We start from the raw sequence: 13,212 nt of genomic DNA, 5'->3' as shown, positions 1-13,212 counted from the left end.
TGAGCGTAGTCGGGGCTCATGACAAATTGGCGATCCTGGCTGTTCATCAGGCCGTCATCGCTGGCAAGCCAGCTCCGACAGGGTGAATGGTGTACAGACAATCTGTGGCAATCACACAATTCTGTGGGAGCGGGCTTGCCAGCGATGGGGCCCGTCAGATCACCGCCAAAGCCTTGACCAGGCGCTTGGCTCGGGCACCGGAGGCCAACTGCATCACCGCCTGATCACGCTGCCACATCTGCGCCCATTCCGGATCACCTTCGCTTAACGCTTGGTCAAGCTCGGTCTTGAGCGCATCAAACTGCGCAAACAACCCACCGAGCAACACATGCCCCGCCGGATTGTTCGGCGGCTGTCGACTCATCTCCGCACACCCGGCCAGCAGCGCCAGCAAGCGCAGTTGCAGCGTCTGTGGCCAGTCGCTGTCCTGCCCGACACCGTAAAACCAGGCGGTCATCGCGCTCAGCACGTAGACATCTTCCAGCGTGCGAAACGGTTTGACGTAAGCATCCCAGCCATCCCCCGCGAGCAACTCGCACAGAGCACCATCGAGATGCAGCCGGCCATGGCTGATGTCGGGCATCAACGGCAGAGCCGGCAGTTTTTCCACCGTCACACCGGGCTCACCGGGATACACCACTGCCAGACTCAGGCGCGGCGTTGCGCCGGCCTCTTCACTGCGTGCGGCGATCAGCAGCCAGTCCGCCGCATCGCCGGCGGTAACGAAATCCTTGGCGCCACTCAAGCGCAAATCCGTCAGCCGCGTTTGCATGTCGGCCGGACGCAGGCTGCGCTGTTCGGTCGCACACAACGCGCCGAGGCTCAGCGGTGCGCTCGGCCACAACATGCGCAATGCCGCTTGATAACCGACCAGAAACGCCAGCCCTGGCGTCGCCATCCGCCGCCCGCCCGCCACCGCCAATTCGAACGGCGTGACGTTGCCCAACTGCTGCAACAACGTCGCAAAACCCTCGGCCAGGTCAGCAACGGCGGGCAATCGTTCACGGCTTTGCAACAGATCTGGCCAGGGCATAAGAGGCTCCTTGTGGGCTGTCATATAAGCATCACCAAAGGTTCATGGCGATGACACCGGGGCTACATAGCCTGACTTTGCACAACACGGCTGCATAAAGAAAGTCGATCGGCTGCAACCCATGACGGGTTCAAGGCCCGTACGGAGATTCAAATGACTCAGATCGCCCGCATCAGCGACACCGGCAATGAACGCCGTCTGCAAGCCGAACGCCTGATCGGCGCCGAGGCCTTGCAGCAAGCCCAGGCCCTGCGATTCAGCGTCTTCAGCGGCGAGTTCAACGCCAAACTGAAAGGCGCGGAACTGGGTCTGGACATGGATGATTATGATGTTCACTGCAGCCACATCGGCGTGCGTGACCTGAACACTGGTAGCCTGGTGGCGACCACGCGATTGCTCGATCACACCGCCGCCAGCAGCCTTGGCAAGTTCTACAGCGAAGAAGAATTCAGCCTGCATGGCCTCGCCCATCTGCAAGGCCCGATCCTGGAAATCGGCCGCACCTGCGTCGACCCGGCCTACCGCAACGGCGGGACGATTGCAGTGCTGTGGGGTGAATTGGCCGAAGTGTTGAACGAGGGCGGCTACAGCTATTTGATGGGGTGCGCGAGCATCCCGATGCAGGACGGTGGCGTACAGGCTCACGCGATCATGCAGCGTCTGCGCGAACGTTATCTGTGCACCGAAAACTTGCGTGCCGAGCCGAAAAAACCGCTGCCAACCCTCGACATTCCGTCGAACGTGATCGCCGAAATGCCGCCGCTGCTCAAGGCTTATATGCGCCTGGGCGCGAAGATCTGCGGCGAGCCGTGCTGGGACGAAGACTTCCAGGTCGCCGACGTGTTCATCCTGCTCAAGCGCGACGAACTCTGCCCGCGCTACGCCAAGCACTTCAAGGCGGCCGTGTGATGAGCCGGTTGCGGGTTTACGCGCGGATCGCGCGAGTGCTGCTGGTGGTATCGCTGGGATTGACCATGGCCAGTCTGTTCGGCGTGTTCGAGAGGATTGGCCTGGCGCACTCGATGGAACGTCGCCAGCGCTGGTCGCGCTTTTTCATGGCGCGTCTGAGCAATGCCCTGCCCTTTCGCATGACCGTCCACGGTGAACTGCCAAAGCAGCCGATGTTGTGGGTCAGCAATCATGTGTCGTGGACCGATATTCCGCTGCTGGGCATGCTCACACCGCTATCGTTTCTGTCCAAGGCCGAAGTGCGCACCTGGCCGGTCGCGGGTTGGCTCGCAGCCAAGGCTGGCAGCCTGTTTATCCGTCGTGGCTCGGGCGACAGCCAGTTGATCCGCAAACAGATGACCCGGCACCTGCAAACCGATCATTCACTGCTGATGTTCCCGGAAGGCACGACCACCGATGGCCGTTCACTGCGCACCTTTCACGGTCGCTTGCTGTCGGCGGCGATTGATTCAGAGGTGATGCTGCAACCGGTGGCGATCCGTTATCTGCGTGACGGCGAAGTCGATACGTTGGCACCGTTCATTGGTGACGATGATCTGCTGTCGCACCTGATGCGTCTGTTCAGCAATGATTGCGGCGATGTCGAAGTGCACCTGCTCAAGCCGATCGCCTGCGAGGGGCGGGAACGTGCGGCGCTGGCGTTTGAAGCGCAGCAGGCGGTGCAGAAGGTGTTGTTTGGATCGATTCCGGAAACCCGACAATCCCCAATGCGCCCGGCAATCGCCGCCTGAAATACAAATCCAGAAATCACCCTCGCCCCTGTGGGAGCTGGCTTGCCAGCGATAGCGATAGACCAGCCGACACGAATGTTGAATGTGCTGACGCCATCGCTGGCAAGCCAGCTCCCACAGGGATTCAGGGGGTTGCTGGAGACTGGGCGAAGTCCTGGAGTTGCGGGTAGAAAAGTCGGAAGTCTTCACTCAGCGGCTCATACAACCGCCGCAATTCCTGCATCGCCCGCGCCAGTTCCTCTGGCCGGCTCAATCGCCGGGAGATCCCGCGCAGCACCTGATCAAGCACTTCAAACTCCTGATACGAGCCCAACCAGTCATTGGCGACCATGTGCGGCGCAATCTTCGCCAGGCGCTCGGGCAATTGCGGTTCACGGGACAACACTCGATAAACGTCAGCGGTGAACTGCGCCAGCGGTTGATCCGCATACAACCGCCAGTCCCGCGCCAGACAGTGGTCGAAAAAGACATCAAGGACGATCCCGGCATAACGCCGACGGGTATCGGAAAACCGCCCCAGCGCGACGTCCACCAGCGGGTGGCGATCTGTGAACACGTCAATCCGTCGATGCAGTTGAATCCCCGCCTCGACCTCCGGGGCAAACTGCCCTTGCAGCCGGCCTTTGACGAAATCGCCATACAGACTGCCGAGTAATTGGTCGGGGCGCTGGCCACCGAGATGCAAATGTGCGAGATAGTTCATGGGCGCAGCTTAGCACCGCGCCCTCGTTCCAATACACCCTGCGTATCGTTATAACCCGATATACCGATTTGTGCGGTCGTCAGATCAAAATCATATTGGTATATCGCGAAGTAGCGATTTAAAGTTCGCCTCATCGCGATATAGCGTTTTACACACCGAGCACCCTGCCATGAACCTTGACCTCGACGAAATAATAAAAGCCCTGGCACACCCAGTACGGCGAGACATCCTCAACTGGCTGAAAGACCCGAAAGGCGAATTCCCTGAACAGTTGCACAACCACGAGTACGGCATTTGCGCCGGGCAGATCGATCAACGCTGCGGTCTGTCGCAATCAACCGTGTCCGCCCATTTGGCGACCCTGCAACGCGCCGGACTGATCAGCAGCCAGAAGGCCGGTCAATGGCACTTTTTCAAACGTAACGAGGACGTGATTCAGGCGTTCCTCAGCACACTCAGTAAAGAGCTCTGACCCTTAACGTCAGCCAGCCCACAAGGAAACAACGATGCCCCTCTCGCTACTCATACTCGCCTTGAGCGCCTTCGCCATCGGCACCACCGAATTCGTCATCATGGGCCTGCTGCCCGATGTGGCGGCCGACCTCGGTGTGTCGATTCCCGGCGCCGGCTGGCTGGTGACCGGCTACGCCCTGGGCGTGGCCATCGGTGCGCCGTTCATGGCACTGGCCACCGCCAAATTGCCGCGCAAGGCTGCACTCGTCGCGCTGATGGGCGTCTTCATTGTCGGCAACCTGCTCTGTGCGATGGCCAGCGACTACAACGTGCTGATGTTCGCCCGTGTCGTCACCGCGCTGTGCCACGGTGCGTTCTTCGGTATCGGTTCGGTGGTGGCGGCAGGTCTGGTGGCGCCGAACAAACGCGCTTCGGCAGTCGCCCTGATGTTTACCGGTTTGACCCTGGCCAACGTCCTCGGCGTGCCGCTGGGCACCGCATTGGGTCAGGAGGCCGGCTGGCGTTCGACCTTCTGGGCAGTGACCGTGATCGGTGTGATCGCGCTGATCGGCCTGATCCGCTTCCTGCCGGCCAAACGTGACGAAGAAAAGCTCGATATGCGCGCCGAACTCGCCGCCCTCAAAGGCGCCGGTATCTGGCTGTCGCTGAGCATGACCGCTCTGTTCGCTGCCTCGATGTTCACCCTCTTCACCTACGTCGCCCCGCTGCTCGGCGATGTCACTGGCGTCTCGCCAAAAGGCGTGACCTGGACGCTGCTGTTGATCGGTCTCGGTCTTACCGTCGGCAACATCATCGGCGGCAAGCTCGCAGACAAACGCCTCGCTGCCACCCTGATTGGCGTGTTCGTGGCGATGGCGGTGATTTCCACGGTGTTGAGCTGGACCAGCGTCGCGCTGATCCCGACTGAAATCACCTTGTTCCTCTGGGCCACTGCTTCATTCGCAGCCGTACCGGCACTGCAAATCAACGTAGTGACCTTCGGCAAAGCTGCACCGAACCTGGTCTCGACCCTGAACATCGGCGCGTTCAACGTCGGTAACGCCCTCGGCGCCTGGGTCGGCGGCAGTGTCATCGCCCACGGCTTCGGCCTGACCAGCGTGCCTTTGGCCGCCGCTGCCCTGGCAGTGCTTGCCCTGCTGGTGACCTTGATTACTTTCCGTCAGAACGGCAATGCCGAACTGGCCCCTGCGACTCACTGATTAACCACTTAAACCAAGAGGGTTGTATTTCATGGCAACTATTTTCGATCCGATCAAACTGGGCGACATCGAGCTGGCCAACCGCATCATCATGGCCCCGCTGACCCGCTGCCGCGCTGACGAAGGCCGTGTGCCAAACGCGCTGATGGCCGAGTACTACGTACAACGCGCCTCCGCCGGCCTGATTCTCAGCGAAGCCACTTCGGTGACCCCGATGGGCGTCGGCTATCCGGACACCCCGGGCATCTGGTCGAACGATCAGGTGCGTGGCTGGACCAACGTGACCAAAGCCATTCACGCCGCCGGCGGCAAGATCTTCCTGCAACTGTGGCACGTGGGCCGGATCTCTCACCCTTCGTATTTGAACGGTGAAGCGCCAGTCGCACCGAGCGCTATCCAGCCCAAAGGTCACGTCAGCCTGGTGCGTCCAATGGCCGACTACCCAACCCCGCGCGCACTGGAAACCGCTGAAATCGCCGAGATCGTCGACGCTTACCGCACCGGTGCCGAGAACGCCAAGGCGGCCGGTTTTGATGGCGTGGAAATCCACGGCGCCAACGGTTACCTGCTCGACCAGTTCCTGCAAAGCAGCACCAACCAGCGCACCGACAACTACGGCGGCTCCCTGGAAAACCGTGCCCGCTTGCTGCTGGAAGTGACTGACGCGGCCATCGAAGTCTGGGGCGCCGGTCGTGTCGGCGTGCACCTGGCACCACGTGCTGATTCCCACGACATGGGCGACGACAATCTGGCTGAAACCTTCACCTACGTGGCACGTGAGCTGGGCAAGCGTGGCATCGCCTTCATCTGCTCCCGCGAGAAAGAAGGCGCCGACAGCCTCGGCCCGCAACTCAAGGAAGCCTTCGGCGGCCCGTACATCGCCAACGAACGCTTCACCAAGGACAGCGCCAACGCATGGCTGGCCAGCGGCAAGGCTGACGCCGTGGCGTTCGGTGTACCGTTCATTGCCAACCCGGATCTGCCAGCGCGCTTGAAAGCCGATGCGCCGCTGAACGAGCCACACCCGGAAACGTTCTACGCTAAAGGCCCGGTTGGCTACATCGACTATCCAACGCTGTAAGCCTTGACGCAGAAACGCAAAAGCCCCCGACCAGTAAAAGTCGGGGGCTTTTTTGTGTCCACCTGGAGATTGATTGCGCGGCGTGATACCTGGCCCCTGACCCCAGCCCTCTCCCGAGGGAGAGGGTTAGGGCCAGCGCCTCACACTCGTTCACACGCTCGACACAAAAACCCTACAAAATCCGTCATTCACTCCCTGTAAACTGCGCGCCACAAATCTGTATAAAAGCAGGCCAACTGACATAAGCTGTGCCAATTACAGATTGTTCATTTGCGCAGGCTGGGGCTCAGCCGCAGCATGTCCATCCCTGTGTCGACCCAACGCTCGGCTTCGGCGTGCAACTCGAAGCTGTCCGGAGCCAATAGCCACCCATAGAGGAGGCCATCGATATAGGCATGAATGCTGATGGCCGCACGGACAGTGTCGAGATCTTCCGGCAACTGGCCGCGATTCACCGCATTACGCAGGGTCAACCCGATACGCAGATTGCAATCGAGACTGGCCGTCCGGCGCTGCTGGCGCAGATCGCACATTTCATCGGTGAACTCGCACTTATGAAACAGAATTTCGTTGATGCGACGGGTCTGCGGATCCAGCGCAACTTGATGAAACAAATGAATCAACAATTTGCGCATGCAGCCCAACGGGTCGAGTTCATCTTCGCTTTCACTGGCTTTGGCCAATTCATCCAGCGGCTCATGCAAGCTGTCGAGCATGGCCTGCACCAGATCGGCCTTGTTGCTGAAATGCCAGTAAATGGCGCCGCGCGTGACGCCGGCCATTGTCGCGATATCCGCCAAAGTCGTGCGGGCCACGCCCCGTTCATAGAACGCTTTCTCTGCCGCTTCGAGAATCTGGCTTCGCGTTTCCTGAGCTTCTTCTTTGGTACGACGGACCATGGCAGTAAAACCTCAAACAGGATATTTCAGGGATGGATTGAACATCCGCTGAACAAAGAGGGGGTCGATCTCTCTTGAATCGGCTCCCCAGCCTACAATTTCAAACCTTGCAACGACTTTTGTAACAGGGTGGGTACGTGGCCAAGGTGTTTACAAACAACCATGAACGTAAGTATATTACTTAGCAAGCTACTTATCCACCCGATAGTATTTTTTTACCCTTCCACACTTCTTGTGCGTTTTTTGCGCGCCTGACCCGAGGATCTTCATGCAATTCAAGCCAGCTGTTACCGCTCTGGTCACTGCCGTCGCCCTGGCATCGCTGCTCAGCGGATGTAAAAAGGAAGAAGCGGCACCGGCCGCTCCGCCTCCTCAGGTCGGCGTCGTCACCCTGCAACCACAAGCGTTTACCCTCACCTCCGAGCTGCCGGGCCGCACCAGTGCGTTCCGCATCGCTGAAGTGCGACCACAGGTCAACGGCATCATTCTCAAGCGTCTGTTCAAGGAAGGCGGCGATGTCAAAGCCGGCCAGCAGCTGTATCAGATCGACCCGTCGGTTTATGAAGCGACCCTGAAAAGCGCCGAAGCCAACCTGCGTTCGACCAAGTCGATCTCCGACCGCTATAAGCAATTGGTCGATGAGCAAGCCGTGAGCCGTCAGGAATACGACACTGCCGTGGCCAACCGCATGGAATCGGAAGCGTCCTTGCAGACCGCACAGATCAACGTGCGCTACACCAAGGTCTACGCGCCGATTTCCGGTCGCATCGGTCGCTCTTCGGTCACCGAAGGTGCGCTGGTCAACAACGGCCAGACCGACGCGATGGCTGTGATCCAGCAGCTCGATCCGATCTACGTCGACGTTACTCAATCCTCGGTTGAAATGCTGGAACTGCGTCGCGAGCTGGAAAGTGGTCGCCTGCAAAAGGCCGGCGACAATGCCGCCGCAGTCAAGCTGACCCTCGAGGACGGCAGCCAATACAAGCTCGACGGCAAGCTGGAATTTTCCGAAGTCTCGGTTGACCAGACCACCGGTTCCGTGACCCTGCGTGCCGTGTTCCCGAACCCTGATCACACCTTGCTGCCAGGCATGTTCGTCCACGCCCAGTTGCAGGCCGGCGTGAACAGCGCCGCGATCCTCGCGCCACAGCAAGGCGTGACCCGCGACCTCAAAGGCACCCCGACCGCACTGGTTGTCGGCCCGGACAACAAGGTTGAACTGCGTCAGCTCAAGGCCAGCCGCACCGTAGGCAGCCAGTGGCTGATCGAAGATGGCCTGAAAGCGGGCGATCGTCTGATCACCGAAGGTCTGCAATACGTCAAACCTGGTGTCGAAGTAAAAGCCAGTGAAGCGACCAACGTCGGAGTAAAGAACCCGGCCCCCGCACAGGCAGCTGATAAAGCCGCCGGCGGCAAAGGGGAGTAACCCATGTCAAAATTCTTCATCGACCGTCCGATTTTCGCCTGGGTAATTGCCCTGGTGATCATGTTGGTCGGGGCACTTTCGATCCTGAAGTTGCCGATCAACCAGTACCCGAGCATTGCGCCACCGGCCATTGCGATCTCCGTGACCTACCCGGGCGCCTCGGCGCAAACCGTGCAGGACACCGTGGTCCAGGTGATCGAACAACAGCTCAACGGTATCGACAACTTGCGTTATGTGTCCTCGGAAAGTAACTCCGACGGCAGCATGACCATCACTGCGACCTTCGAGCAAGGCACCAACTCCGACACCGCGCAGGTACAGGTTCAGAACAAGCTGAACCTGGCCACCCCGCTGTTGCCGCAGGAAGTGCAGCAACAAGGTATCCGCGTAACCAAGGCAGTGAAGAACTTCCTGCTGGTGATCGGCGTGGTCTCGCGTGACGGCAGCATGAGCAAGGACGACCTGTCCAACTACATCGTGTCGAACATGCAGGACCCGATCTCCCGTACGGCGGGTGTCGGCGACTTCCAGGTCTTCGGTGCCCAGTACGCAATGCGCATCTGGCTCGATCCGGCCAAGTTGAACAACTTCAACCTGACCCCGGTCGACGTCAAAACCGCGATTGCGGCGCAGAACGTTCAGGTGTCGTCCGGTCAGCTCGGCGGTTTGCCGGCCGTACAGGGCCAGCAGCTTAACGCGACCATCATCGGCAAGACCCGTCTGCAGACCGCCGAGCAGTTCAAAGAGATTCTGCTCAAGGTCAACAAGGACGGCTCGCAGGTCCGCCTCAAAGACGTCGCCAGTGTGGGCCTGGGTGGTGAGAACTATGCGATCAGCGCCCAGTTCAACGGCAGTCCGGCATCCGGCCTGGCGGTAAAACTGGCCAACGGTGCCAACGCCCTCGACACGGCCAAGGCCTTGCGCACCACCATCGACGGACTGAAACCATTCTTCCCGCAAGGCATGGAAGTGGTATTCCCGTACGACACCACTCCGGTAGTGACTGAATCGATCAAGGGTGTGGTTCACACGCTGATCGAAGCAGTGGTGCTGGTGTTCCTGGTGATGTTCCTGTTCCTGCAGAACTTCCGCGCCACGGTCATTACGACCATGACGGTGCCGGTGGTACTGCTCGGTACATTCGGCATCCTCGCCGCCGCCGGTTTCAGCATCAACACCCTGACCATGTTCGGTATGGTGCTGGCCATCGGCTTGCTGGTGGACGACGCCATCGTTGTGGTGGAAAACGTCGAGCGGGTGATGAGCGAGGAAGGCTTGTCGCCCAAGGAAGCGACCAAAAAGTCCATGGGCCAGATCCAGGGCGCACTGGTCGGTATCGCGCTCGTACTGTCGGCGGTACTGCTGCCGATGGCGTTCTTCAGCGGTTCCACGGGTGTGATCTACAAGCAGTTCTCGATCACAATCGTTTCGGCCATGGCCCTTTCGGTACTGGTTGCCCTGATCTTCACCCCGGCGCTCTGCGCGACCATGCTCAAGCCGATTCCGAAAGGCGAGCACGGTACGCCGAAGAAAGGTTTCTTTGGCTGGTTCAACCGCAACTTCGACCGCGGCGTGCGGAGCTACGAACGCGGTGTCGGCAACATGCTGACCCGCAAGGCGCCGTACTTGCTGGCTTACCTGCTGATCGTCGTCGGCATGATCTGGCTATTCACTCGCATTCCAACCGCGTTCCTGCCGGAAGAAGACCAAGGCGTTCTGTTCGCCCAGGTGCAGACGCCGGCGGGCTCCAGTGCAGAGCGCACTCAGGTGGTCGTGGATGAAATGCGTGAATACCTGCTGCGTCCGAACAAGGATGGCGGTGAGGCTGACGCGGTGGCTTCGGTGTTCACCGTAACCGGCTTCAACTTCGCCGGTCGTGGCCAGAGCTCGGGTATGGCGTTCATCATGCTCAAGCCGTGGGGCGAACGAGACGCTGATAACAGCGTGTTCAAACTGGCCGCCCGTGCTCAACAGCACTTCTTCAGTTTCCGCGACGCGATGGTGTTTGCCTTCGCACCACCCGCAGTACTGGAGTTGGGTAACGCCACGGGTTTCGACGTGTTCCTGCAAGACCGGGCCGGTATCGGTCACGAAAAACTGATGGCAGCACGCAACCAGTTCCTTGGCATGGCGGCGCAGAGCAAAGTCCTGACCCAGGTGCGTCCGAATGGCTTGAACGACGAGCCGCAGTTCCAGCTGGAAATCGATGACGAGAAGGCCAGCGCCCTGGGCGTTACCATCAACGACATCAACAACACCTTGTCGATTGCGTTGGGTAGTAGCTACGTCAACGACTTCATCGACCGTGGTCGAGTGAAGAAAGTGTACATACAAGGCCAGCCGGACTCGCGCATGAGCCCGGAAGACTTGAAGAAGTGGTATGTGCGCAACGCCTCCGGCACCATGGTTCCGTTCTCCGCATTCGCCAAAGGCGAGTGGATCTACGGCTCGCCTAAGCTGGCACGCTATAACGGTGTGGAAGCGGTAGAAGTGCTGGGTGCTCCGGCGCCGGGTTACTCCACCGGTGAGGCCATGGCGGAAGTCGAAGCGATTGCCAAGAAACTTCCTTCAGGTGTCGGTATCTCCTGGACCGGTCTGTCCTATGAAGAACGTCTGTCCGGTTCGCAAGCACCAGCGTTGTACGCCTTGTCGCTGCTGATGGTGTTCCTGTGCCTGGCGGCGCTGTATGAAAGCTGGTCGATTCCGATCGCGGTCATGCTCGTGGTTCCACTGGGGATCATCGGTGCGTTGATGGCCACCAGCCTGCGCGGTCTGTCCAACGACGTGTACTTCCAGGTGGGCTTGTTGACAACCATTGGTCTGGCGGCGAAAAACGCCATTCTGATTGTCGAGTTCGCCAAGGAACTGCATGAGCAAGGGCGCAGTTTGCGCGAAGCGGCGATTGAAGCCTGCCGCATGCGTCTGCGACCGATCATCATGACTTCGCTGGCCTTCGTGCTCGGTGTTGTACCGTTGGCAATCTCGACCGGTGCCGGTTCGGGCAGCCAGCATGCAATCGGTACTGGCGTGATTGGCGGTATGCTGACGGCCACGATCCTGGCGATCTTCTGGGTTCCACTGTTCTTCGTCACCGTGTCTTCCATTGGTCAGCGTAAAAATGCCGACAAGGATGACGCCATAGAAACTCCTAAAGAGGCTGGCCAATGAGCAAGTCGCTACTCTCCCTCGCAGTCGCCGCCTTCGTGCTGAGCGGTTGCTCGCTGATACCTGACTATCAGCAGCCTGAGGCCCCGGTCGCAGGCCAATACCCGCAGGGGCCGGCGTACTCGCCGGCCCAGGCACCGGCGCAAGCCGCTGCCGAGCAGGGCTGGAAGCAGTTTTTCCATGACCCGGCCCTGCAACAGCTGATCCAGGTTTCGCTGGAAAACAACCGCGACCTGCGTGTCGCGGCACTGAACATCGACGCTTATGCGGCTCAATACCGCATTCAACGTGCCGACCTGTTCCCGGCGGTTTCGGCCAATGGCAGCGGCAGCCGTCAGCGTCTGCCGGCGCGCGCGTCGCAGACCGGCGAGTCGATGATCAGCAGTTCGTACTCCGCCACCGTCGGCATCAGCGCCTACGAACTCGACCTGTTCGGTCGGGTGCGCAGCCTGAGCGAACAAGCGTTGCAACAATACTTCGCCACTGAAGAAGCGCGTCGCAGCACCCAGATCAGTCTGGTCGCCAGCGTCGCCAACGCCTATCTGACCTGGCAGGCCGACAAGGAACTGCTCAAGCTGACTCAGGACACCCTCGGTGCCTTCGAAGAAAGCTACAAGCTGACCAGTCGCAGCAATGAAGTCGGTGTGGCTTCGGCGCTGGATCTGGCGCAGTCGCGCACCTCGGTGGAAAACGCCCGGGCGCAACTGGCGCGTTACACCCGCCAGGTCGCTCAGGACGAAAACAGCCTGACCCTGCTGCTTGGCACCGGTATCCCGGCCAATCTGCAAACGGCCAAACCGCTGGCCGATGACCTGCTCAGCGACGTACCGCCGGGCCTGCCATCGGACCTGCTGCAACGTCGTCCGGACATCCTTCAGGCCGAGTACAACCTGAAGGCCGCCAACGCCAACATCGGCGCCGCCCGCGCAGCGTTCTTCCCGAGCATCAGCCTGACCGCCAACGCGGGCACCCTGAGCCCGGACCTGTCCGGTCTGTTCAAGGGTGGTTCGGGGACGTGGCTGTTCCAGCCGCAGATCAACCTGCCGATCTTCAACGCCGGCAGCCTGCGCGCCAGCCTCGACTACGCCAAGATCCAGAAAGACATTGGCGTGGCGAACTACGAGAAGTCCATTCAAACGGCCTTCCAGGAAGTCGCCGATGGCCTGGCCGCACGCCAGACCTACACCGAGCAATTGCAGGCGCAGCGTGATTTCGTACAGGCCAACCAGGATTACTACCGCCTGGCCGAGCGTCGTTACCGCATCGGTGTCGACAGCAACCTGACCTTCCTCGATGCCCAGCGTCAGCTGTTCAGCGCCCAACAAGCGCTGATCACCGACCGCCTCGCGCAGCTGACCAGTGCGGTCAACCTGTACAAGGCATTGGGTGGTGGCTGGAATGCGCAGACGGCGCAAAACGAACCACAGAAAGAAGAAGCACCGAAGATGAAGTTGTTCTGATCATCTGCTGAACACAAAGAGCCCACCTTATTGGTGGGCTTTTTGTTGCCTGCCAGAAAGTTGTGTTGTCTG

At 60.0% G+C, this 13,212-nt stretch carries 11 protein-coding genes; 8 read left to right on the top strand and 3 right to left on the bottom strand.

Translation table 11 applies throughout. The features are described from left to right. Positions 1 to 154: 154 nt before the first annotated feature. Positions 155 to 1,033 (bottom strand): acyl-CoA dehydrogenase middle domain-containing protein, encoded by an 879-nt coding sequence (locus H8B20_RS01195; protein WP_210622134.1) that lies wholly within the window; start codon positions 1,031 to 1,033, stop codon positions 155 to 157. Positions 1,034 to 1,186: 153 nt separating this feature from the next. Here H8B20_RS01195 and olsB point away from each other — a divergent pair, with 153 nt between their 5' ends. Together olsB and H8B20_RS01185 are read left to right on the top strand one after the other, a co-directional pair. Beyond that, positions 1,187 to 1,942: an L-ornithine N(alpha)-acyltransferase gene (olsB, locus tag H8B20_RS01190; RefSeq protein ID WP_210622133.1), complete on the top strand. Its 756-nt coding sequence runs from the start codon at positions 1,187 to 1,189 to the stop codon at positions 1,940 to 1,942. Beyond that, positions 1,942 to 2,733 carry a lysophospholipid acyltransferase family protein gene (locus H8B20_RS01185; RefSeq protein WP_042558022.1) on the top strand — a complete coding sequence of 264 codons (792 nt, stop codon included), beginning with the start codon at positions 1,942 to 1,944 and terminating at the stop codon, positions 2,731 to 2,733. The genes olsB and H8B20_RS01185 overlap by 1 nt, the downstream gene beginning before the upstream one ends. A 124-nt stretch (positions 2,734 to 2,857) precedes the next feature. Here the strand turns inward: H8B20_RS01185 and H8B20_RS01180 are convergent, their stop codons facing one another. Continuing rightward, positions 2,858 to 3,436 (bottom strand): acyl carrier protein phosphodiesterase, encoded by a 579-nt coding sequence (locus tag H8B20_RS01180; protein WP_210622132.1) that lies wholly within the window; start codon positions 3,434 to 3,436, stop codon positions 2,858 to 2,860. A gap of 169 nt (positions 3,437 to 3,605) precedes the next feature. Here H8B20_RS01180 and H8B20_RS01175 point away from each other — a divergent pair, with 169 nt between their 5' ends. From H8B20_RS01175 to H8B20_RS01165, 3 genes are read left to right on the top strand one after another with little or no spacing between them, the layout of a single operon-like run. Next, entirely contained in the window at positions 3,606 to 3,908 is a 303-nt protein-coding gene (locus tag H8B20_RS01175; RefSeq protein WP_016771327.1) for an ArsR/SmtB family transcription factor, read from the top strand. A 34-nt stretch (positions 3,909 to 3,942) separates the two neighbouring features. Beyond that, positions 3,943 to 5,109: an MFS transporter gene (locus H8B20_RS01170; protein ID WP_210622131.1), complete on the top strand. Its 1,167-nt coding sequence runs from the start codon at positions 3,943 to 3,945 to the stop codon at positions 5,107 to 5,109. Between the two features lie 31 nt (positions 5,110 to 5,140). Next, entirely contained in the window at positions 5,141 to 6,190 is a 1,050-nt protein-coding gene (locus tag H8B20_RS01165; protein WP_042558019.1) for an alkene reductase, read from the top strand. 266 nt (positions 6,191 to 6,456) lie between these two features. Here the strand turns inward: H8B20_RS01165 and emhR are convergent, their stop codons facing one another. Continuing rightward, entirely contained in the window at positions 6,457 to 7,089 is a 633-nt protein-coding gene (gene emhR, locus H8B20_RS01160; protein ID WP_210622130.1) for a TetR family transcriptional regulator, read from the bottom strand. Positions 7,090 to 7,357: 268 nt separating this feature from the next. Between emhR and emhA the strand changes: the two genes are divergently transcribed. The 3 genes from emhA to emhC are packed head-to-tail and all read left to right on the top strand — an operon-like array spanning position 7,358 to position 13,140. After that, the gene (gene emhA, locus H8B20_RS01155; RefSeq protein ID WP_042558017.1) at positions 7,358 to 8,515 is read left to right on the top strand and encodes an efflux RND transporter periplasmic adaptor subunit EmhA; all 1,158 of its coding nucleotides are present in this window, start codon (positions 7,358 to 7,360) and stop codon (positions 8,513 to 8,515) included. A 3-nt stretch (positions 8,516 to 8,518) separates the two neighbouring features. After that, on the top strand, positions 8,519 to 11,683 hold the full coding sequence (gene emhB / locus H8B20_RS01150; RefSeq protein WP_210622129.1) for an efflux RND transporter permease subunit: 3,165 nt from the start codon (positions 8,519 to 8,521) through the stop codon (positions 11,681 to 11,683). Beyond that, positions 11,680 to 13,140, top strand: a complete 1,461-nt coding sequence (gene emhC / locus H8B20_RS01145; RefSeq protein ID WP_210622128.1) for an AdeC/AdeK/OprM family multidrug efflux complex outer membrane factor — start codon at positions 11,680 to 11,682, stop codon at positions 13,138 to 13,140. Before emhB ends, emhC begins: the two co-directional genes overlap by 4 nt. Positions 13,141 to 13,212 lie beyond the last annotated feature (72 nt).

The organism is Pseudomonas sp. P42, assembly GCF_017973755.1.
GTDB lineage: Bacteria > Pseudomonadota > Gammaproteobacteria > Pseudomonadales > Pseudomonadaceae > Aquipseudomonas > Aquipseudomonas iridis.
This window is presented reverse-complemented; position numbering and strand designations above follow the sequence as displayed.